Source organism: Salinicola corii, assembly GCF_008298015.1.
Classification (GTDB): domain Bacteria; phylum Pseudomonadota; class Gammaproteobacteria; order Pseudomonadales; family Halomonadaceae; genus Salinicola; species Salinicola corii.
Genome location: NZ_VTPX01000006.1, coordinates 154,981 through 176,618, shown reverse-complemented (window position 1 = coordinate 176,618; position 21,638 = coordinate 154,981). Strand labels below are relative to the sequence as shown.

The window sequence follows — 21,638 nt, the reverse complement described above, 5'->3', positions numbered from 1 at the left end:
TGGCGAACCTGATGACTGTATCGGCAGCAGACCCGATGGGCTTGAGGGTGGAAATATCAGAAAAGCGTAATTCGTCGAAAATGCACAGCCAATGGCTCGCGGTCACTTTACGGCAAGCATGAAAAAGCGGGCGATGAAGCCCGCTTTGTAAAGATGTTGCAGCTAGACGGCCAGGCGTTTCGCCAAAGGCATCTCGACGGGGGTGAAGGTGCGCTCGACCGGCTTGGCAACCCGCTTGGCCTTGCGCGTCTTCCCCGCGCGAGACGGCGGCTGGCAGATACCACAGACGTAATCGTGTGCAGGGCTATGAGCATGTGCCACGAAATCGCCCTGGCAGCCCTTACACCGGGAAAGCTGCAGAAGATCGCTTTCGAAAAAGCGAACCAGCGTCCACGCACGAGTCAGCCCCAGCGTCGCTTCTACCCTATCCAGGGCCACTTGCTCCAAGTAAAGACGGTAAGCCTTGACGAAGGCGGTCATCCGCCCGCATCCCAATTCATCATTGAGACGACGATAGATATTGTAGAAAAGCGAGGAATGAATGTTCGGAAGCCAGGTGATGAACCAGTCGGCCGAGAACGGCAGCATGCCTTTCGGCGGCGACATTCCCTTGACTTCCTTGTAGAGCTTGATCAGCCGGCCACGACTCAGGTCGGTTTCCGTTTCCAGCACCTGTAGACGTGCGCCCAGCTCGATCAGCTCGATCGCCAGTTGCACCTGAAGCATTTCCGCGACGAGACTTTTATCGGCCATGACTCAACTCCCCTGATGCACAGAAGGCCGAGCGCGACCCGCGCTGGCCATCAGCAGCGATGCATGGGTCTGCTCGAGCCCCTGAGCCCTCGGGTTATGTATCAGCAGATTCAACTTGTCGGCATCGGTGAAACGCAAATTGCAAAGCAGTTGATTGGTGCGAGATAGCTGAGTCAATTGCTTGATCGACAACCGCGCGATGGTGTCAGCCAGGTCGGCATTGAGATCGAGCCGAAACATCGCCGACTCCCGGTCTTCGTTCAGCAGACGCTGAACCAAGAGGAGGTAGGAGAGGTTAAGATCCTGAATATCGTCGAGAAGACTATTAGAGTGCATTGCTAGGTTCCCTGCGTATGGTTTTATCGGCATCTGTTGATCAGATGCTCCAACTGCCTACTGCTGCTGTTCCTACTTCAGTTCTCCATGGTGGACCCAGTTTGCGACTTTTTGATGAAAAAAAGCAAGTTTTGTCACTAAACATATAGTTAAGTAACCTTGCGTATACGAAACGCAACGAGCCGGTGCTTCAAACAATTGATCTAGTTATCAATATCTGATGGCCGGGCCCCCATGGATCTGAAGCTAAATTTAGCTGGGGCGCGTCCGATGTAATAGCCAAGGGGCATATCGTTGAATTAAATGACAAGGAATAAACGTTAGCTTCCTAGCTCTGTGTCGAGTGAACGGTCGACCTGTCCGATCCACACCAACAACTCCGCGATAACCTGGTAGAGGGACTCCGGGATGCGTGCATCCAGATCGACCTGCATCAACAGTGCGACTAGCTCCGGCGAGTCATGCACGAATATCCCCTCCTGATTGGCGAGTTCGATAACACGCTCTGCGAGATTTCCGTACCCCTTGGCGACGACACGGGGCGCGTCAGTACGCTCGCCGCTATACGCCAGGGCAACCGCGCGGCGCCGGGCGTCGCTCTCCTCGTTATCGCTCACGCTCTACTTCCCAATGCCAAATTCACCTCGATCCCCAGCGACGACAATCGCTCGCGAAATGACGAGAGCCCGACCTGGATGGAGTCCCGAGCCGACTCCTCGGCGGGTTTGATCTCGACTTGCAGAGCGGCATCGCGACGCGTGCGAAAAATGATATCGATGACGCCCAGAGCGGGTAAGTGGACCTGAACTTCGGCACGCCAGTCGCTGGCATCGCCATTACCTTCTCCCTGCTCCCGGCGGCTCCGCGAGTTCTCGAGGCTATCGTCGCGAGCGTCTTTGCCTGAAATCTCGCTCAGGAGCATCGTCATGGGGACTCCCGGCCAGAGCTGCCCATCCCAACGGAGGTTGGGCGCCACGATCACCTCCAATTGTTGTCGAACCAGCGATTGCAGCGTGTCAGAAGGCGCCTGAGATAACTGATGGACCCGGGTCATCGACGATGGAGCAGGCTCGTCAGCCCGGTTTCCCACCGGCCTCGCCACCTCATGTGTAGAAGCAGGAAGCCGCTTGGTGCTCAGACCGGCCGCCACATCGGGAGATGCCGCGACGCCGGAGTTCGGTGCCATCGACATACTGGACGAGACACTCTGACTCGGCCCATGAATAGCCAAGCTATAGCCGTGGAAACTCGGAATGGAGGACGATGACGCCGTGAGAACAGGACGAAATGTCAGGCTCAGCCAAGCCTGCGGCTCTCGCATCAGCGCAGCGCGAGGATACTGGCCGGACATCCAGCGCAGCAGATGTGATTCATAGAAGACGCCGCTCTCCCTGACGCTCTGCGAGAGAGCGGCCGCCAACGCATGCGGACTATCTCCAGACCGGAGCAGTAGCGAGAGGGGCGGTCTGATCGAGGGGGTCTGGGTCGAGGGAAACCGCGCCAGAATATCCCCGATCTCGGTCGCGGCATGACTCAAATGCAGTTGCGTCGACGAAGCATCGATTCTGCCAGTCGCCGCGGGCGAGACGGGAGAGCTTCCGACGGAACTGCCATGGGACGCGACGTTGTTCTCCCTACCCCCTACCTGCTGGTGCAACCTCGAGTCGCTCCGCGCTGGCTGGATGGCATCGGCCGAAGCGGCAGCCGAGACCGGTGAGGGCTGGTCCTTGATAACCGGCGTGTCGACCCGCCTGCCGAGAACTTGATGCAGCAGGGTGTCGAGTATCGGCGTGATGCCGCTCACGGCCGCTCGTCTGGCGGTACCGAGCGCAGCCGAGATGCAATACTGCCTCGTCCAGCCTGATAGACCTCACCCAAAGCCTGCTGCCGTCGGGAACTCCCGATGAGATGGCTCAGCTCATCGCGCCTGGCTTCCAGGGCGCGCCGGGTTTCGGCATCCTGTTCCAGAATTCGCGCGAGCAAAGCCCGCTTCTCCTCGCGCTCCGCATCGCTCGACGGCCCTTCACTGTCCGCAGCGCGCAGGCGCTCAAGCGACACCAGGTAGCCGGCTTCACACTGTACCAGCGCCTCCCAGTTCTGCTCCCGCGCCAGAGCGAGCATCCGGTTGGACGTTTCGAGCAACTGGCGATACTGATCGACGACCGACATGGCTGGCGTCATCCGATCACACTCCTGCCAAGGACGATGCGGCGGGCGAATGCCGAAGCTCGCGCCAACCGGAGCCGATATTGTCGAGCAGCGATGCCGCCAGGTCCAGTTGGTTAACATCGTCACGCAAGTTGGCCTGCACCAGCAGCCGTGCGACATAGTCGTACAACTGGGTGAGGTTTTCGGCGATTTCGCCCCCGCGCTCGTGATCCAGGGCGGCCGCCAGACCGTTGTTGACGATATCGATCGCCTTGGAGATGGCCAGCCCCTTGGCCGAACGGTTGCCATCCTGCATGTGCAGGCGAGCGCTACCGATGGCTGCCTGCGCACCGTCGAAGAGCATGACGATCAGTTGATGGGGGTCTGCGGACATCACCGCCGATTCGACGCCGACTCTGGCGTAAGCGCCGGCACCCTGTCGGGAATTCATCATCGTTGTGTCCTATTACTGGTTGAGCTGCGCGTTCAGGGCATCGAACTGCTGGGTCAGGTAATCGCTGGTGGAATTCATCTGCGACACCAGCGAGTCGAGGCTGGCGAACTGGGTTCGATAACGAGCGACCGTGGCGTCGATGGACTCCTGCATCCGCGTGTACCGGTCGCTCAAGCGCTCGAGGGAGGTATCGATCCCATCGGTGGCGATCTTCAGCAGGCCATCGTCATCCAGGATCGTCCCCATGGTGTCTTCGATACTGGCACCAAGGCCGCCCTCGCCATCGACACCGGAGAAGAACTGGCTGACCGCCTCGCTGTTGTTCGACATGGCATCGGCGAGCTTGTCGTCGTCGACTTTCAGCGTGCCATCCAGCTGCCGCTCGATACCGAGATCCGACAGCATGGAGAACTCGCCCCCACCACCGTTGTAGCTGAGAACGCCACGCAATCGGGACTCGATGCCGCGCATGGTCGAATTGCCAAGCAACACACCGGCCGTGTCGGATTCCGAATCATAGGAGGTGAGAGCGTCGGCGGTGCCCTGGAAGCTATTGTAGGCGTCGACGAAGGCCTGGACAGCCTTGGTCATCGACTCCGTGTCCTTGGACACGCTGAGCGTCTGGGCGCTCTCCGTGGTCGATGTCAGCTCGAACGTGACACCTTCGAGAGCCCCTTCGACGGTATTGGATTGGCTGGTGATCGAGATGCCGTTGACTTCCAGTTGCGCGTCCTGCGCCGGAACCGTCTCGCTGAATCCGAAGAGATTGTCGCCATCGGTCACCTGGATCGCAGACTGGGTCCCCGTCTTTTCGGACGTGAGCGTCAACTGGTACTGGGAGCCGTTGAAGACGATCGACGCCGTCGCCCCGGTATCCGCCTTGTTGATCGCATCCCGGATGTCTTCCAGCGAATCGTCGCTGCCGATGGCGATATCCACCGCCTCTTCCCCACCGACACCGATCCCCAGCGTACCGGACTTGCCCAGCGCTTCGGTCTTGTCGGTGCTCAAGCCGCCCGACGCCAGGGATTGGGCCTGCGCCAGTTGCGAGACCTTGACCTGGTAACGACCCGAGACGGCATCGCCGGTAATATTGGCGGTCACGCCATCGCCGGTCATCGAACTGGTGACCGCCGTGAAGGTGGTCGGATCGCTCAACTTGCCGACGGCTTCGCGCAACGCCGTGAGCGAACTCTCGAGGGTTCCGAAAGCCGACAGTTTGGTTTGGTAGCTTTTCTGCTGGGTGACGATCGGCGTGAGCTTCTCGTTCTCCGCGTCCTTCAGGTCGTCGAGCAACCCGCTCAAGTCGAGCCCGGAACCGATCCCCAGTGAAGATATGGTAGCCATGTTACCTCTCTAATGCCTGGCGCTATTTCTATCACGCCGATCACGACAGCAGACGACGATTAGGCGCACTTTCATGCGTCAATTGTCTCATCGGCTGCCGGCAGGGGAACTTTAGCGTCGACTGATCTTCTTTCTCCTCGCCAGCGGGAAGATGAACCCTTGGGTGGCCAGACGACCGCCGGATAGGCGATCATAGGCCACCGACAATTTGCCACTCTCTGGAGAAGACATGGACGCAACCTCCCTGCATGCCAATTATCGACTGTGGCAACGTTTTCAGCGCCAGGAACAGCTGGGGCGGGAGCATCAGGCGGCCCTGCGCAAGCTCGCGGAAACCGGTGCGATGGCATCACGTGTCACCGAAGCCTACCGCAGCATGGCGGATCGCGCCGCCAAGGAGGGTGCCAGCTATCGCACCCTGTTCCAGCGACGGCGCGATAACGGCGACAATCTGGCCTGCGAGGGATGGCTGTTCGTGCGTCGGGTGCTGGCGGAAGGTGGAACCACCCGCATTCGGGCCACGCTGTTCGAGACTTTTACCCTGGAAGAGGGCGAGATCACTCCCTCCGCGGAGAGTCCGATCAAAATCACGCTGGATATCTATGACGAACTCTTGGTCCAAAAGAGCATGACGCTGGGTTGCCGTACCGATCGTCACGACAATGAGCGGGATACCCGCTTCATCACTTTTCTGGATAGCGTGCGCGGCGACCTGCATCAGTATCTGTAAAGGCCAGGACGGGATTCCCGCTTGCTCCCCGAACCTTGATCACCAACGAGCCTCAATCGAACTAGGGAGACTTCCCGATGACCAACCCCCCTCATCCCTCAAGAATCCATTTTTCCGCACTGCCGCTGGAAAACCTGGATGGCGTCAGCGGTATCGTCCAGCCGACACCCCGGACACAGTCGGTGACACTGGAAAGCTCCGCCACCATGCTGGTCACCGATTTCAGCGTCAGTCATCCTTATACCCTGCCAACCGGAAGTTCCATCGCCCAGGCGCTGGAAACGATGAAGCAGGCCGGCATCCGGCTACTGATGCTGGTCAATGCCAGCGGCAACTTCACCGGCGTGGTCAACGCCCGCGAGCTGATCGGCGGCCGCCGTATCACGCTGGCGATGCAAAAGCATCAGATCAGCCGGGACGAAGTGACCGTGGAGATGATCCAAACACCGCGCAGCGAACTGCATTCACTCTCCTACGCCAGGATCTCTCATGCCAGCGTGGGAGACCTCGTGGAGACGCTGAAGAGCTCGGGCGATCAACACGTGCTGATCACGGAGCCGGATGGCAATGGCGCCTCGAGAATTCGCGGCATCATTTCGGCATCCAACATCAGCCGTGCGTTGGGCGTCGACTTCAACCATCCGCCGGAAGCGCGCACCTTCTCGTCGATCTGCCACGTCATCCTTGGCCACGATCTCTAGCCGGCCATGAGTTCTACGAGATACGACGGCGCCCTCCCCGTTCTTGTCATCTACACCGGCGGGACTATCGGCATGCGGGAAAGTGATCGGGGCCTGGTGGCTGCGGGTGATTTCGAGTCGCGCATGGCGACAGCATTATCGACATTGCCACCCGACCGGCAGCGGGAGTTGCCGCGGTACGTCCTGTGGGAAACGACCCGCCCGATAGACTCCAGCAGCGCCACGCCCGCCGACTGGCGGGCCCTGACTCGCATGATCGCCGAGCAATATCGGGAGTTCGCAGGATTCGTGGTGCTTCATGGAACCGACACGCTGGCCTGGTGCGCTTCCAGTCTGGCGTTCCAGCTCCAGGGCCTGTCCAAGCCGGTCATCGTGACGGGGGCACAGAAACCCTTGGGAGCCTCCGATAGCGACGCGCTCGACAATCTCGAGGCGTCGTTACGATTCGCGACGCAGACCGGCTTGAGAGAAGTCTGTGTCAGCTTTGGTGGTCGCCTGATGAGGGGGTGTCGTGCAAGAAAATGGTACACTGAGTCCACTCTGGGCTTCGAAACGCCGAACTGGCCCCTGCTTGGCGAGATGGTGGATCACGCTTCCATCCTCTACCCAGGCCGTTGCTGGCAAGGTCAGGGAGCACCGCGATTCGAGCTCGGCACCCATCCACTTCCCGAGGTCATTCGCCTCCCCCTCTGGCCTGGCATCCGCGCCCAGGACGTGACCCGGTGGCTGGACGACGATCAGATCAGGGGCGTTGTCATCGAGTGCTGGGGCAGTGGCAACCTTCCGGAAGACGCCGCCCTGCTCGGCGTTCTGGCTCGAGCCTGCGCAGCGGGAAAGACGATGGTCGCCATCAGCCAGTGCCCGGTCGGCGGAATACATCCCGGCACTTACGCAACGGGCCGGACGTTGACGGAGATCGGCATCATGTCCGGCGATGACATGACGCCAGAGGCCGCTCACGGCAAACTCGCGCATCTACTGGCCCAGGACCTGTCACCGGACGAATTCAGGCAGCGCTTCCTGACGCCTCTCGTCGGTGAACGAGGCGCCTTCCCAACATAGTCGCGAATGGCACCGAATCACTCCCAGACCGTTTGCTTTGCCACAGGTTGACAGCATGACACCCTCGACTTCTCACACCCCATCCAAGCCGGCCGTCGTCATATACTCCGGCGGGATGGACTCCTACACCGTCCTGCACCGCGCTATCCGCGAAGGGTACGAGGTCCACGCACTGTCGTTCCATTACGGTCAGCGCCACGCCCGTGAACTCGATGTCGCGCGCCGGGTGTGCGAGGACCTGCGGGTTTCTCACCGGATCGTCGACATCCGTGCCATTCACCAGTTGATCGGCAATTCGGCACTGACGGACAGCGACCGGAGCATGCCAAAGGCGGACTATGCCGAGGACAATCTGGCGGATACCGTGGTGCCCAACCGCAACATGATCCTGCTGTCGCTGGCGATCGGTTATGCCGTCAACATCGAAGCCTCCGTGTGCTTCTATGGCGCGCATGGTGGCGATCACGTGCTCTACCCCGACTGTCGCCCGGCTTTCGTCGACCGCATGAACGACGTCGCCGCCATTGCCAATTTCGAAGCGGTCAGCATCGAAGCCCCCTATCTGTACAGTGACAAGGCAAAAATCCTCAGCGACGGGATCGAGATGGGGCTCGATTATGCTCTGACATGGACCTGCTACCTGGGCGGGGAGACCGCCTGTGGCGAATGCGGAAGTTGCCGGGAGCGACTCGATGCCTTCGCCCGCGTCGGGATGGAGGACCCGATTCCCTACGCGCTGCCCGACCGGCACTAGGGTTTGTACGAAAAGTCGGCGAGCTCAGGCAATTTTCGTACAAAACCTGAGCACCATCTATCATCGAAACACGTCCCGATCAGCCAAGCCCCGGCGTGACCGGCCCCACGGCCAGTCCGCAGGGAACCAGCACGGAAGTTTGCATGTACAGCGTCAAAGAAGCCTTCTACACCCTTCAGGGAGAAGGCGCCCAAGCCGGCCGTGCCAGCGTTTTCTGCCGTTTCACCGGCTGCAATCTCTGGTCCGGCCGGGAGCGCGATCGCGCTAAAAGCCAGTGTACGTTCTGCGATACCGACTTCGTCGGTACCGATGGCCAGAATGGCGGCCAGTTCCCCGATGCCGAGACCCTGGCTAGGCACCTGGCGACACTCTGGCAAGCGCCTGAAGAGGCGAACTCCGAGCGCTACGTGGTTTTCACCGGCGGAGAGCCGTTGTTGCAACTGGACGCGGCACTGATCGATGCCATGCACGTGCGTGGCTTCGAGGTTGCCGTCGAAACCAATGGCACGCTCTCGCCACCCGAGGGGATCGACTGGATCTGCGTCAGCCCGAAAAGCGACACCACGCTACGTCTGACCCGAGGCAATGAGCTCAAGCTCGTCTATCCTCAGGCGGGTGTGGATCCGGCGAACTTCGCCGGGCTCGATTTCACCCATTTCTTTCTGCAGCCCATGGACCTTTCGCCGGGCGCCATCGTCAGCGATGGCGATCCGATGGCGGCAACCGTCGGATACTGCCTGCGCCACCCGCAATGGCGACTTTCGCTGCAGACCCACAAGATCGCAGGAATCGATTGATGACCCTGTTCGTAAATAACCTGACCAATATCGATGCATCGATCTGGTCACCTCAGCGTGGACTGAGCGGCATCAGCTGGCACGTCGACGTGGAGCTCGACGGCGAGCTGGGAGAAGACGGCATGCTGTTCGACTTCGGCGAGGTCAAGCCCTGGATCAAGTCACGTCTCGACGCGGGCCTGGACCATACCTTGCTTGTGCCGACCCAGGCCGCCGGCGTCAAGATCGAGGAGTGCAGCGAAGGTCTGCACATGGCCGCCGAACTGCCCTTCCCCTTCGAACTACGGGCGCCCCGCCAAGCTTTTACCCTATTCCCGTGGGGAGAGGTCACCGCGGAGCGCCTGGGAGCACATCTAAGCAACGAACTCAGCAAGAGGCCCCCGCCACGCGTCGAGGCGATCCGAATTCGACTTCGTGAAGAGTTGGCAGATGGCGCAATCTATTGTTACAGCCATGGCCTCAAGCACCATGAAGGGAACTGCCAACGTATCGCACACGGCCATCGCTCGCATCTGCGCATTTGGCGCGATGGCCAGCGCGACCCCGAGCTCGAGCTGCATTGGGCACAGCGCTTGGACAATGGCTATCTCGTCGACGATGCGGATATCGTCGACCCCCGCCGCAACGATGACGTCATGCGAGTCCGCTACCGGTCAGGGCAGGGACAGTTCCAGTTGCAGCTGCCAAAAGAACATTGCCATACGCTGCCCGCGCCGACTACCGTCGAAAATATCGCGGCTTGGCTCGCCCATCAGATTGCGTCGTCGACCGGCGCCCACATCCGGATCCAGGCGTTCGAGGGAATCGATAAAGGCGCGCTAGCCGAGAGCCGCGGCAAGACGACGGCAGCATGAGTTGCAGAGCCGGCTGCGGCGCGTGCTGCATCGCGCCGTCGATTACCTCTCCCATCCCCGGCATGCCGGAGGGCAAGCCTGCCGGGGTTCGCTGCCTACAGCTCGACGAAGACAATCTGTGTCAGTTATTCGGCGATTCGAGCCGCCCGGCCGTGTGCCGACGCTTCGACTACGACAGGGAGCTGTGCAGCGACAACCGCGAGCAGGCGCTGCGCATCCTGACCGAGTGGGAGCTTGCCACCCGCTAGATCGCGTCCCGTCGCTGCCGGATTCAAGGGAGCCGGACCAGCATCTTGCCTTCGTTATCTCCCGAGAAAAGCTTCAGAAAAGCCTCGGGCATCCGCTCCAGCCCCTCGACGATGGTTTCGCGATAGTGGATGGCTTCGCGTTCGACATCTGGAGCGATCTGCTGCAGAAACGTCTGGTAGTGATCCCAGTGCTCGGCAACGATGAACCCTTCCATGCGTGCCTTGCGAAACAACAACTGATTGAGATTGCCCGGTCCGCCAGCGGGCCCTGTATCGTTGTAGCGATCGATCATCCCGCAGATCGCGATCCGGGCGTGATCGCGAAGATTGGACAACGCCGCCTCCAGCAACGGGCCACCGACGTTTTCATAGTAGATGTCATATCTATCCGGGGAGGCTTTCCGCAGCGATCGCGTCAGCGCATCGACATCCTTGCCTCGATAGTTGAGCGCTTTGACGCCCATCGATTCCAGCCAATCGCATTTGGCCTGGCTACCGGCAACGCCAACGACGTGACAATTCGCCGCCTTGGCCAGTTGTACCGCCAGCGATCCGACAGCACCGGCAGCCGCGCTGACGAGTACCCGCTGACCAGGCTGCAAATCGGCGACGAGATTGAGCCCTGTCCATGCCGTCATGCCCGGCATACCCAGAACGCCGAGATAGGCCTGCTCCGGAACGTCGAACTGCGGCAACGGCTCTACCTCGTCGCCGGGCAACTGCGCGACGTCACGCCAACCCGCCATGTGCCTGACCCGGTCGCCGTGCTGAAAGTGGGGATGGCGAGAAGCGATCACTTCCCCCACTGCACCGCCGGACATTGGCTTGTCCAGCGCATAAGGCTCGACATAGGTCGTGATGCCACTCATGCGGCCCCGCATGTAGGGATCGACCGACAGCCAGCGGTTCCGGATTCGAACCTCGTTAAGAGCCAGATCCGGTAGCGTCGCCTCCCGGAGCACGAACAGATTCAACGGCGGCAATCCACTTGGAAATTCCCGGAGTACGAAGAAACGAGTATCAGTCATGAAAAAACCCTCCTCGACTGACGGTTGGCATGCCGTTCAGCCTAGGAGGGTTTGAGCGAGGATCAAGCGAGGTCGCAACCTGGCCCCACGAAGGGATCAGTTACGTTCGATTTCCGCCTCGTCCTGCAGCGTCTGGGTCAGTCCCTGAATGACGATCTGGGCCTGTAGACGTTGCGCCAGCCGCGTCGCGAAGTCCGCATCATCCGAGTCGGCATCGCCTGACTGCACCGATTCGACGCCGACGATGGCAACGCCATTCTGGCTGTCGGCATGTCCCCAGACCGTCTTGCCATCCTGGGGATGGGGAAGACGAAACGCTTCCTGAAGGATGGCGTCCGGCGCGCCGTCAGCCTCCCGGGTCGCATTCTCGGCCTGTTTCCAGTCGATATCCGTTACCGCCTGGCCCTTGCGCAGCGAAGCCACGGTCTCGGCCGCGAGTTCCTGCAACTGCTGCCGGGTCTGCTCCGCCTTGACCGCGCTTTCGACCTGACTTCGGACTTCGTCGAGCGGCAACGTGTTCGCTTCGCGATGATCGACGACACGCAGCGCGACCCGTTGCTGATCGTCCGTCTCGATCACGTCGCTGTTGTAACCATCCTCGAGCACATCCGGAGAGAACGCCGCCGCGGCGACATCAGGATTGGAGAGCACGCCCTCGCCGCCATCATCCTGGGAGAACCAGCCGCTGGTCTGCACCTTCAACCCCAGCTCATCCGCGACGCTGGACAGATCTTCCGCCTGATAGACATCATCGGTCATCTTCTGCACCCGCTCATTGAAAAGCGACTGGGACTGTTCGAGCTTGACCTGTTGAGCAAGGGCTTCGCGATCATCCTCGAATGACGGGATATCGACCCCGGTCACCTTGATAAGATGGAGACCATACTGCGTCTGGACGACTTGGGACACTTGACCCGGGTCCAACGAGAACGCGGCGTCATCGAAACTGTCTCCAAAAAATCCTTTCTGAATCGCCCCGAGGTCCCCACCCTTGCTGGCTGACGAGGAGTCATCGGAATATTCACGAGCGAGATCGGCGAAATCATCGCCCTGTGAAAGCTTCGACTGCACCTCGGCCAGACGTTCTCTCGCCTGCTGTTCGGTCCGGTCGTCGCCGAAAGTCACCAGAATATGGGATACCTCGCGCGGGGCATCGGCACGCGCTTGCTCGTAGGCCTGACGCAGCTGATCGTCGCTGACCTCGACGTCCTTGGCCACGTCCTCCTGGTTCAGGACGATATAACTGACCTTGACCTGCTCGGGACGACGATAATCTTCCTTGTGCTGGTCATAGTACTGCTGAAGATCGGCATCGCTGGGCGCAACGGGCTGCCCCAGGTCCGCGGCGGTCAGTTGTGCGTAGCGGAACGTTCTCTGCTGCTGCTGCAGTGAAGTCAACCGCGCCTTCTCGGTCGGCAGCAGGAAAGTGGACGCCGCTAGCCCTTGCTGGACCTGACGCCGAAGGGTGTCGGCGCGGAGCTCGCGACGGAAAGACGATGGCGTATAGCCGGCCTGCGCCAGACGGTTAGTGAATAGCTCGTCGGAGAAACGACCATCCTGATCCTGGAATTCGGGCAGAGAGACAATCAACTGATCCAACTGATCGTCGGAAATGTGCAGGCCACCCTCGGTGGCGTACTGATCCAGTGTGCGCTGGCGGATCAGTTGATCGAGTACCTGCCCTCGGAACTGCCGCTCCTGGCTGGGCGGAACCTGGCCTGACCTGATGCCTCTTTGAACCTGTGTCTCGACGGCCTGACGACTGATGGACTCACCATTGACGGTCGCCACATCATTGCTGCCGGCAGAAAAGTAACTGACCAGAGATTCCGCGCCGAATAGCGCGAACGTTACGATGATGGCTCCCACGATGACTTTCGCCACCCACCCTTGAGAACCCTCACGAATTCGTTGCAGCATGCTGTCCTCGCATGTCGTTGACCCAAAGTTGCGCGCGTATCGTACACCGCCATGCCACCACGACGCATCCGGGGACGAAACATTGGCCACTGGACCTGCAGCAGCCTTTTCGTTGCAGCAGGGCAATAAAAAAAGCGCACCGCTGAGGCGATGCGCTTATGTGTTACGGGCTTTCATCGACCGGACTACCGTGGCTTTCCGGCATTTAGCAATACACCAGCCCGCGGCAGAGCGAAACTCAGTTCACCGCGTCTTTGAGTGCCTTACCGGCCTTGAAGCTCGGCACCTTGGCAGCACTGATGTTGATCGGCTTGCCAGTCTGCGGGTTACGGCCGGTACGCGCTGCACGCTCCTTGACCGCAAAAGTCCCGAACCCAACCAATGCTACGGAATCGCCCTTTTTCAGGCTGTCTGATACGGACTCGATCATCGCGTCGAGTGCACGAGTAGCAGCCGCCTTGGGAATATCAGCAGACGCAGCAATGGCTTCAATCAGCTCGGATTTATTCACACTTCACCCCTTGACTGTATACGAAATTAACAGGACATCGATGCGCAATCAGAGACGCGGTCACGATCACAACAAGTTGGCATTTTATAGCAATGCCTAGATTACCCTGTCAATCGAGATCCTCAGAAAACCGCGTCATATCAGGCTTGGCGCACGAAAATTGCGCAACTACAAGATTAATGTGTGCTGACATTGGTTTGCGAAGAGGTTACATCTTCAGCAAGTTTGTCATCACCGTCGACATGATTCGTCAACGCCGTTGACAACACGTCATCAATCCACTTTACCGAACGAATGTCCAATGCATTCTTGATATTCTCCGGCACCTCTTTCAGATCCCGACGATTATCTTCCGGTATGAGTACGATCTTTATACCACCGCGCCGGGCAGCCAGCAATTTCTCCTTCAACCCACCAATCGGCATGACCTCGCCGCGCAGGTTGACCTCGCCCGTCATGGCGACATCGCACCGCACCGGACGGCCAGTGTAGGCGGATACCATGGCGGTCACCATGCCGATACCGGCACTGGGACCATCCTTCGGTGTCGCACCTTCAGGAACGTGGATATGGAGATCTTCTTTTTCGAATCGCTCCGGGTCGATACCGAACTCACGGGTCCTGGCCCGGACCACGGTATGCGCCGCGCTGACCGACTCCTTCATGACATCACCCAGCGACCCGGTCTTGTTGACGCGGCCTTTGCCCGGAGTCACGACGGATTCGATGTACAACAATTCGCCTCCGACCGAGGTCCACGCCAAGCCGGTGACTCGGCCGACCTGGTGCTCCTGATCGGCCAGGCCGTAGCTGTAGCGACGCACGCCCGCGTAACGCTCGATATCGCCGGCCGATAGCGACAATCCCGCCTGGGCCCCCTGGCCTTTTTCAGCCTCGAGGCGCTCGCGAAGCACCTTACGGCTGACCTTGGCAATTTGACGCTCGAGTTCGCGCACCCCTGCCTCGCGGGAGTAGTAGCGCACCAACTCGAGGAGGGATTCGTCACTGAAAGTCAGCTCTTCCTCCTTGAGACCATTGGCCTTGAGCTGCTTCGGAACCAGGTAACGCTTGGCGATCGCGAGCTTTTCATCCTCGGTGTAACCCGGCAATCGGATCACTTCCATACGGTCGAGCAGTGGTCCGGGGATGTTCATCGAATTGGCGGTACAGATGAACATCACGTCCGACAGGTCGTAATCGAGCTCGAGATAGTGATCGCTGAACTTGTCATTCTGCTCAGGATCAAGGACTTCGAGTAGCGCCGAGGAGGGATCTCCGCGGTGATCCATGCCGATCTTGTCGACCTCATCGAGCAGGAACAGCGGATTTCGCACGCCAGCCTTGCTCATGCGCTGTATCAGTTTGCCCGGTAACGAGCCGATGTAGGTCCGTCGGTGTCCACGAATTTCGGATTCATCGCGCACCCCCCCGAGAGCCAAGCGAACGTAACGGCGGTTCGTGGCACGCGCGATGGATTGACCCAGTGAAGTCTTGCCCACACCCGGCGGCCCGACCAGACAAAGCACCGGGCCCTTGAGCTTCTTGACCCGCTTTTGCACGGCAAGATATTCCAGAATTCGCTCTTTGACCTCTTCCAGCCCATGATGGTCTTCGTCCAGCACCTTGACGGCGTGAGCCAGGTCGTGCTTCACGCGAGTGCGTTTTTTCCAGGGCACGGACAACAACCAATCCAGATAGGAGCGCACGACGGTCGCCTCCGCCGAGGTCGGCGACATCATCTTGAGCTTACCGAGCTCCTGGGTCGCCTTGTCGACGGCTTCCTGCGGCATGCCGGCGTCCTGGATACGCTGCTCGTACTTCTCCGCTTCGTTGGGAACGTTTTCGAGTTCGCCCATCTCTTTCTGGATGGCTTTCATCTGCTCGTTGAGATAGTACTCGCGCTGAGACTTCTCCATCTGGTCCTTGACCCGCGAGCGGATACGCTTTTCGACCTGCAGCAGATCGATCTCGGACTCGATCAGCGCCATCAGGTGCTCGACCCGATCGCGCACGCGATCCATCTCGAGCAGTTCCTGCTTATCATCGATCTTCAATGACAGATGCGCGCAAATGGTATCGACCAGCCGGCTGGGATCTTCTATCTCCTGCAAGGAAGACAAGACTTCGCCCGGTACTTTCTTGGACAACTTGACGTACTGCTCGAACTGATTGAGCAAGACGCGAACCAGGGACTCCTGCTCGCGTTCGCTCAGCGGCTCGCTATCGCGCGCAACCGCCTGCGCGCTGATGAAGCCGTCCTCGTCCTCCAGGACCTCCTGGAGGTCCGCTCGAAAACTACCCTCTATGAGGACCTTGACGGTGCCGTCGGGCAATTTGAGCAACTGCATGATGTCGGCGACCGTGCCGATACTGAAGAGATCCTCGACCCCAGGATCATCATGGGCCGCCTCGCGCTGCGCGACGAGCAGGACGCGCTTGTCGTGCTCCATCGCCGCCTCCAGCGCGCGGATGGACTTCTCGCGCCCCACAAACAACGGGATGACCATCTGCGGATAGACCACCACGTCACGCAGCGGCAAGAGCGGAAGCTTGAGTGTCTGGTCAGAGCTCTGCGCCATTACAGCATTTCCTCGACAAACTTTCGGATGGGTGAGCCACCAGAGCGGCAATATGGGAGATACGTGGGGGCGCCACCGTTCAGATGCAAGAGTGCCCAACGCGGCACGGTATCCATAAAAGCGAAGGGGCCCATCAGGCCCCCTCATCTAGGCAAGTAACAGTGCGGAGGCGATCACCCGTCCTTGTTGGCGACGCGGCTCTCTTCCTGCTTCGAGTAGATCAACAACGGCTCACTGTCGCCAGCAATGACGGAGCTGTCGATCACTACCTTCGTCACGCCGTCGAGCGAAGGCACGTCGTACATCGTTTCCAGTAACACCGACTCCAGAATCGAACGTAGCCCACGCGCACCGGTCTTCCGTTCCATGGCTTTGTGCGCCACTGCACGCAGAGCGTCCTCACGGAAATCCAGTTCGACACCTTCCATCTCGAACAGGTGTGCATACTGTTTGACCAGCGAGTTCTTGGGTTCGGTCAATATCTGAACCAGAGCGTCTTCGCTCAACTCGGTCAATGTCGCAATCACCGGCAAACGCCCGACGAATTCGGGAATCAGCCCAAATTTCACGAGATCTTCGGGCTCGACACCCGCGAGAATATCGCCGACGCCCTTGTTGCTCTCTTTGCTCTTGACGGATGCGTTGAAACCAATCCCACCCTTCTCGGCACGATCACGGATCACCTTATCCAGTCCTGCAAAGGCACCGCCAACGATGAACAGTATGTTGCCCGTATCAACCTGCAGGAATTCCTGCTGCGGATGCTTGCGACCACCCTGCGGCGGAACGGACGCCGTCGTACCTTCGATCAGCTTGAGCAGTGCCTGCTGGACGCCCTCGCCCGAGACGTCTCGGGTGATCGATGGATTGTCCGACTTGCGCGAGATCTTGTCGATCTCGTCGATGTAGACAATCCCGCGCTGGGCCTTCTCGACATCGTAATCACATTTCTGCAGCAGCTTCTGAATGATGTTTTCGACATCTTCACCCACGTAACCCGCTTCCGTGAGCGTCGTGGCATCTGCAATCGTGAACGGAACGTTGAGCAGGCGTGCAAGAGTCTCCGCCAGTAGCGTCTTACCGCTACCCGTCGGGCCAATCAGCAAGATGTTTGACTTGCCTAGCTCGATGTCGCTCTTGCCACCACCGCGCAGACGCTTGTAGTGATTGTAGACCGCAACGGATAGCACCATCTTGGCGCGATCCTGGCCAATCACGTAGTCGTCGAGCGTATCGCGGATCTCTCGAGGCACGGGAAGACGGTCTTCATCGCCCTCGGCGTCGGCTTCCAGAACCTCCTCGCGAATGATGTCGTTACAGAGATCGACACACTCGTCACAGATATAGACGGACGGACCGGCAATGAGCTTGCGAACTTCGTTCTGATTCTTGCCACAGAACGAGCAGTAGAGCAGCTTGCCGTTGTCGTCTTTGCCTTTACCGTCGGCCATTCGTGTACCTCGTCAGGACGGCGGCGCGCTGCGCAGCCGTGTGAAACCTTGACTCAAACGCTATCAGGATACCGGACGCTTATCCAGCATGGCATCGATCAGGCCATATTCAACCGCCTGTTCGCCATCCATGAAGTTGTCCCGATCGGTGTCCTGAGCAATTTTGTCGATATCCTGCCCCGTGTGATCGGCCAAAATGCGGTTCAGCTTCTGGCGAATGGTCAGGATTTCGCGGGTGTGGATCTCGATATCCGCAGCCTGCCCCTGATACCCTCCGAGCGGCTGATGAATCATCATCCGCGAATGCGGCAGGCAGAAGCGCTTGGCCTTCGCGCCGCCGGCGAGCAGCAACGCCCCCATACTGGCCGCCTGGCCAATACAGACCGTGGAGACATCGGGCTTGATGAACTGCATGGTGTCGTAGATGGACATGCCAGCGGTCACCGAACCACCCGGTGAGTTGATATAAAGGTGGATGTCCTTGTCCGGATTCTCGGATTCCAGGAACAGCAGCTGCGCCACGACCAGGTTGGCCATGTAATCTTCGACCGGGCCGACCAAGAAGATGACACGCTCTTTGAGCAGACGGGAGTAGATATCGTACGACCGCTCACCGCGCGCGCTCTGCTCCACTACCATCGGGACCAGGCCACCGGCATTACTGATGTCGAACTCGTTACGCATCGCGATTTCCTTACATCTGGTGATTGTCAGGCCCATCGACTAGCAACCCGGCCTGAACCGGGTCGTCTTGCTTACCAAGCACCCATCATGCTTTGGAATCGCTTTCCTCAGCTTCGTCTTCTTCAGCCGCTTCCTCGGATTGTTGAGCGGCCTGCAGCACTTGCTCGTAGCTCATGCTGACATCGTTAACCTGGGCCTGCTCGAGAAGCTTGTCAACGGCCTTGTCTTCCAGCACAGCGGACTTGATCTGCCCCTTGAGCTCGTCATTCTGCATGTACTGATCGACAACCTGCTCCGGCTGCTGGTACTGAGTGGCCAGTTCCTCGGCACGAGCACGGATCTCGTCATCACTGGCATCGAGCTCATGCTGCTTGATGACTTCCGCCAGCAACAGCCCTACCTTGACACGGGTGCGAGCCTGATCGGCAAACAGCTCATTCGGCAACTGGCTGACGTCGAAGTCCTCACCGAGACCGAACTGCTGGGCCGCCTGACGCTTGAGTCCGTCGGTCTCCTGCTGGATCAGCGACTGCGGAACGGTAACGTCGTTGGCTTTCTGCAGCGCATCGAGAGCCTGCTGCTTGACACGGTTCTGGGCCGCTTGCCGGACTTCGCGTTCCATATTGTTCCTGACCTCGGCACGGAACTTGTCGGCATCACCGTCTTCCACACCGAACTCCTTGATGAAGTCGGCATCGACTTCCGGCAGCGCCTTGGCGGAGACCTCATGCACCGCAACCTTGAAGGTCGCCTCCTGTCCCGCCAGGTGCTCGGCCTGGTAATCATCCGGGAAAGTCACGTTGATGCTCTTCTCGTCGCCGGCCTTGGCGCCGACCAGTTGCTCTTCGAAGCCCGGGATGAAACGGTTGGACCCCAGTTCGAGCTCGTGCCCTTCGGCAGCCCCCCCTTCGAACGGCTCATCGCCGAGGAAGCCCTGGAAATCGATCTTGACCTTGTCTCCCTCTTCCGCTGCGCGTTCGACCGGCTGGAACTCGGCGCGCTGCCCACGCAAGGTTTCGATCATCGTATCGATGTCGGCATCGGTGATTTCCGCCTGCGGGCGCTCGACGGTAGTGCCATCGATGCCGCTGAGTTCGATTTCCGGGTAGACTTCGAGCGTGGCGACGAACTCCAGATCCTTGCCCGTCTGATCGACTTTCGGCTCGATCGAGGGGTAGCCGGCCGGATTCAGGCTCTGCTCGGTGATCGCCCGCACGTAGTGCTGACGCATCAGTTCACTGACAACTTCATTGCGGACATCTTTGCCGTAACGCTGGCGCACGACCGCCATCGGGATCTTCCCTTGACGAAAGCCATTCAGACGAACGCGCTTGGCGGTGTCTTGCAGGCGAGTCGCAACGGCTTCATCGACCTCGGCTGCGGGAACCTGAACAGTGATGCGACGTTCGATCTGGGATGTCGTCTCAACGGAAACTTGCATAGATGATCCTCTACCGACGGGGGCGTTCTGTGAATGCAACTCAAAGACTGTGACTTCAAAACTGTCATTTCAAAGCAAGGGGGCGATTTTAAGAACCCCCATGCCTACTGGCAAGCGGACTAGCGCGGTAAATGGTGCTAATCGAGGCAAAATACAAGCCTGATGCGGCAAAAATCGACTTTAGGAGGGGCTCCCTATGCATCCGATCCGCCGATCGAAGATGCCTGGCCGCATACCACATCCGACAGCCGAGGGAGAAAAGTCATCAATTCAAGGAGGCAGATTAAAGAAGGGAAGAAATGGGGTGGATGATGGGGATCGAACCCACGACCACCGGAGCCACAATCCGGGGCTCTACCACTGAGCTACACCCACCATTTCTAAAAGCCTGATCGGTAATGGGGTGGATGATGGGGATCGAACCCACGACCACCGGAGCCACAATCCGGGGCTCTACCACTGAGCTACACCCACCATACCGATTCTGCATCAACCGGGAACGCGTCACGCCGCGTTGAGTGGCGCGCCCAGCAGGACTCGAACCTGCAACCTACGGCTTAGAAGGCCGTTGCTCTATCCGATTGAGCTATAGGCGCATTCCAATACCGGCTGCATTTCCATCGACACGAAACGGCGACATGCTTGGTCGGGGTAGAGGGATTTGAACCCCCGACATCCTGCTCCCAAAGCAGGCGCGCTACCAGACTGCGCTATACCCCGTGCCGCGTTTTTCGTGCTCGATGACTCTACGAGCCCTTCGATGCGCTGCGTATTCTACGGATCCTTTCAGCGGGGTCAAGCCTTTACGTGCACTCAGGCCTGATTCGCAAAGCATCGAGAGAGTCGCCACCGAGCGCGAATCCCACCTCCCCGTCATCGTGCGTTGACTGCATCGCTGGGCATGCGAAAATTGCCCACCTCCTCCGGCGATCCGCCGGCCTTCAGGACTCAGAAAGGAAAGTCGATGACCGCTCAGTTGATCGATGGCAAAGCCATTGCCGGCGCAATTCGCAGTCAGGTAAAAGCCGACGTGGAACATCGTACCCAACGAGGGCTACGCCGCCCGGGGCTGGCCGTCATCCTGATCGGTCACGACCCGGCGTCGGAGGTCTACGTCAGCCACAAGCACCGGGCCTGCGAGAACGCCGGCATTCTCTCCTTCAGCCATCGGCTCGAGACCACCACGACCCAAGCGGATCTGGAAGCGCTGATCGACCACCTGAACACCGACTCGGCGGTCGATGGCGTCCTGCTGCAACTGCCATTGCCGCCCCATCTCGATGCCAATCCCCTGCTCGAGCGCATTCGTCCGGACAAGGACGTCGACGGGTTCCATCCTTACAACCTCGGTCGCCTGGCACAGCGACTTCCCTTGCTGCGCCCCTGCACGCCCAAGGGCATCATCACGCTGCTGGAGCAGAACCAGATCCCGCTGCGAGGGCTGGACGCCACCATCGTCGGCGCCTCCAATATCGTCGGCCGGCCGATGGCACTGGAGTTGCTGCTCGCCGGCTGTACCACCACGATCTGCCATCGCTTCACCCAGGGGCTGGAGGACAAGGTCCGGCAAGCCGACCTGCTGGTGGTTGCCACCGGCAAGCCCGGCCTGATCGATGGCAACTGGATCAAGCCGGGCGCTATCGTCATCGACGTGGGCATCAATCGCCAGCAAGATGGCACGTTGATCGGAGACGTCGATTTCGACACCGCTGCCGAACGCGCCAGCTGGATCACGCCCGTACCGGGGGGGGTCGGACCAATGACTGTCGCCACGCTGCTGCAGAACACCCTGCAGGCCGCCGAACTCCACGATGCGCGGTGAATCATCGACCGCTCCCAT

At 59.6% G+C, this 21,638-nt stretch carries 22 protein-coding genes and 4 tRNA genes; 8 read left to right on the top strand and 18 right to left on the bottom strand.

The window, feature by feature from the left end; translation table 11 throughout:
* Window positions 1–162: 162 nt before the first annotated feature.
* The 7 genes from flhC to fliD all read right to left on the bottom strand — a co-directional run bounded on the left by flhC (window position 163) and on the right by fliD (window position 5,038).
* On the bottom strand, window positions 163–753 hold the full coding sequence (flhC, locus tag F0A16_RS12425; protein ID WP_149435713.1) for a flagellar transcriptional regulator FlhC: 591 nt from the start codon (window positions 751–753) through the stop codon (window positions 163–165).
* Window positions 754–756: 3 nt separating this feature from the next.
* Window positions 757–1,089 carry a flagellar transcriptional regulator FlhD gene (gene flhD, locus F0A16_RS12420; RefSeq protein ID WP_149435712.1) on the bottom strand — a complete coding sequence of 111 codons (333 nt, stop codon included), beginning with the start codon at window positions 1,087–1,089 and terminating at the stop codon, window positions 757–759.
* Between the two features lie 320 nt (window positions 1,090–1,409).
* The gene (locus F0A16_RS12415; RefSeq protein WP_149435711.1) at window positions 1,410–1,706 is read right to left on the bottom strand and encodes an EscU/YscU/HrcU family type III secretion system export apparatus switch protein; all 297 of its coding nucleotides are present in this window, start codon (window positions 1,704–1,706) and stop codon (window positions 1,410–1,412) included.
* A complete protein-coding gene (locus F0A16_RS21740) occupies window positions 1,703–2,017 on the bottom strand; it encodes a flagellar hook-length control protein FliK (protein ID WP_187775993.1) in 315 nt (104 codons plus the stop codon). The genes F0A16_RS12415 and F0A16_RS21740 overlap by 4 nt, the downstream gene beginning before the upstream one ends.
* An 872-nt stretch (window positions 2,018–2,889) precedes the next feature.
* Window positions 2,890–3,270: a flagellar protein FliT gene (gene fliT / locus F0A16_RS12405; protein ID WP_187775992.1), complete on the bottom strand. Its 381-nt coding sequence runs from the start codon at window positions 3,268–3,270 to the stop codon at window positions 2,890–2,892.
* A 4-nt stretch (window positions 3,271–3,274) separates the two neighbouring features.
* Window positions 3,275–3,688 carry a flagellar export chaperone FliS gene (gene fliS, locus F0A16_RS12400; protein ID WP_149435792.1) on the bottom strand — a complete coding sequence of 138 codons (414 nt, stop codon included), beginning with the start codon at window positions 3,686–3,688 and terminating at the stop codon, window positions 3,275–3,277.
* A 15-nt stretch (window positions 3,689–3,703) separates the two neighbouring features.
* The gene (gene fliD, locus F0A16_RS12395; protein ID WP_149435708.1) at window positions 3,704–5,038 is read right to left on the bottom strand and encodes a flagellar filament capping protein FliD; all 1,335 of its coding nucleotides are present in this window, start codon (window positions 5,036–5,038) and stop codon (window positions 3,704–3,706) included.
* Window positions 5,039–5,267: 229 nt separating this feature from the next.
* Between fliD and F0A16_RS12390 the strand changes: the two genes are divergently transcribed.
* The 7 genes from F0A16_RS12390 to F0A16_RS12360 all read left to right on the top strand — a co-directional run bounded on the left by F0A16_RS12390 (window position 5,268) and on the right by F0A16_RS12360 (window position 10,184).
* On the top strand, window positions 5,268–5,768 hold the full coding sequence (locus F0A16_RS12390; protein WP_149435707.1) for a hypothetical protein: 501 nt from the start codon (window positions 5,268–5,270) through the stop codon (window positions 5,766–5,768).
* Window positions 5,769–5,845: 77 nt separating this feature from the next.
* Window positions 5,846–6,469, top strand: coding sequence for a CBS domain-containing protein (locus tag F0A16_RS12385; RefSeq protein ID WP_149435706.1), 624 nt, complete (start codon window positions 5,846–5,848; stop codon window positions 6,467–6,469).
* A 6-nt stretch (window positions 6,470–6,475) separates the two neighbouring features.
* Window positions 6,476–7,531, top strand: a complete 1,056-nt coding sequence (locus tag F0A16_RS12380) for an asparaginase (protein WP_149435705.1) — start codon at window positions 6,476–6,478, stop codon at window positions 7,529–7,531.
* 55 nt (window positions 7,532–7,586) lie between these two features.
* Window positions 7,587–8,285: a 7-cyano-7-deazaguanine synthase QueC gene (gene queC / locus F0A16_RS12375; protein ID WP_149435704.1), complete on the top strand. Its 699-nt coding sequence runs from the start codon at window positions 7,587–7,589 to the stop codon at window positions 8,283–8,285.
* Window positions 8,286–8,428: 143 nt separating this feature from the next.
* Complete coding sequence (gene queE, locus F0A16_RS12370) at window positions 8,429–9,082, top strand: 7-carboxy-7-deazaguanine synthase (RefSeq protein ID WP_149435703.1); 654 nt, start codon at window positions 8,429–8,431, stop codon at window positions 9,080–9,082.
* Window positions 9,082–9,936, top strand: coding sequence for a 6-carboxytetrahydropterin synthase (locus F0A16_RS12365; protein WP_149435702.1), 855 nt, complete (start codon window positions 9,082–9,084; stop codon window positions 9,934–9,936). The genes queE and F0A16_RS12365 overlap by 1 nt, the downstream gene beginning before the upstream one ends.
* Window positions 9,933–10,184 carry a YkgJ family cysteine cluster protein gene (locus F0A16_RS12360; protein ID WP_149435701.1) on the top strand — a complete coding sequence of 84 codons (252 nt, stop codon included), beginning with the start codon at window positions 9,933–9,935 and terminating at the stop codon, window positions 10,182–10,184. Before F0A16_RS12365 ends, F0A16_RS12360 begins: the two co-directional genes overlap by 4 nt.
* Before the next feature lie 23 nt (window positions 10,185–10,207).
* Here F0A16_RS12360 and F0A16_RS12355 read toward each other — a convergent pair whose 3' ends face one another.
* The 11 genes from F0A16_RS12355 to F0A16_RS12305 form a co-directional block, all read right to left on the bottom strand.
* Window positions 10,208–11,212 (bottom strand): NADP-dependent oxidoreductase, encoded by a 1,005-nt coding sequence (locus F0A16_RS12355; RefSeq protein WP_149435700.1) that lies wholly within the window; start codon window positions 11,210–11,212, stop codon window positions 10,208–10,210.
* Between the two features lie 96 nt (window positions 11,213–11,308).
* A complete protein-coding gene (locus F0A16_RS12350) occupies window positions 11,309–13,132 on the bottom strand; it encodes a SurA N-terminal domain-containing protein (protein ID WP_149435699.1) in 1,824 nt (607 codons plus the stop codon).
* A gap of 238 nt (window positions 13,133–13,370) precedes the next feature.
* Window positions 13,371–13,643: a nucleoid-associated protein HU-beta gene (gene hupB, locus F0A16_RS12345; protein ID WP_110599351.1), complete on the bottom strand. Its 273-nt coding sequence runs from the start codon at window positions 13,641–13,643 to the stop codon at window positions 13,371–13,373.
* A 176-nt stretch (window positions 13,644–13,819) separates the two neighbouring features.
* Window positions 13,820–16,222, bottom strand: a complete 2,403-nt coding sequence (lon, locus tag F0A16_RS12340) for an endopeptidase La (RefSeq protein WP_149435698.1) — start codon at window positions 16,220–16,222, stop codon at window positions 13,820–13,822.
* A gap of 173 nt (window positions 16,223–16,395) precedes the next feature.
* Window positions 16,396–17,673, bottom strand: a complete 1,278-nt coding sequence (clpX, locus tag F0A16_RS12335; RefSeq protein ID WP_149435697.1) for an ATP-dependent Clp protease ATP-binding subunit ClpX — start codon at window positions 17,671–17,673, stop codon at window positions 16,396–16,398.
* Window positions 17,674–17,736: 63 nt separating this feature from the next.
* A complete protein-coding gene (gene clpP, locus F0A16_RS12330) occupies window positions 17,737–18,357 on the bottom strand; it encodes an ATP-dependent Clp endopeptidase proteolytic subunit ClpP (protein ID WP_149435696.1) in 621 nt (206 codons plus the stop codon).
* An 85-nt stretch (window positions 18,358–18,442) separates the two neighbouring features.
* Entirely contained in the window at window positions 18,443–19,798 is a 1,356-nt protein-coding gene (gene tig / locus F0A16_RS12325) for a trigger factor (protein WP_149435695.1), read from the bottom strand.
* A gap of 300 nt (window positions 19,799–20,098) precedes the next feature.
* Window positions 20,099–20,173 (bottom strand) — tRNA-His (locus F0A16_RS12320).
* 24 nt (window positions 20,174–20,197) lie between these two features.
* Window positions 20,198–20,272: transfer RNA gene (locus F0A16_RS12315), tRNA-His, on the bottom strand.
* 45 nt (window positions 20,273–20,317) lie between these two features.
* Window positions 20,318–20,394: transfer RNA gene (locus F0A16_RS12310), tRNA-Arg, on the bottom strand.
* Between the two features lie 47 nt (window positions 20,395–20,441).
* Window positions 20,442–20,518: transfer RNA gene (locus F0A16_RS12305), tRNA-Pro, on the bottom strand.
* A 244-nt stretch (window positions 20,519–20,762) separates the two neighbouring features.
* On the opposite strand from F0A16_RS12305, the gene folD reads away from it, so the two are divergent.
* A complete protein-coding gene (folD, locus tag F0A16_RS12300; RefSeq protein WP_149435694.1) occupies window positions 20,763–21,620 on the top strand; it encodes a bifunctional methylenetetrahydrofolate dehydrogenase/methenyltetrahydrofolate cyclohydrolase FolD in 858 nt (285 codons plus the stop codon).
* Window positions 21,621–21,638: the final 18 nt, after the last annotated feature.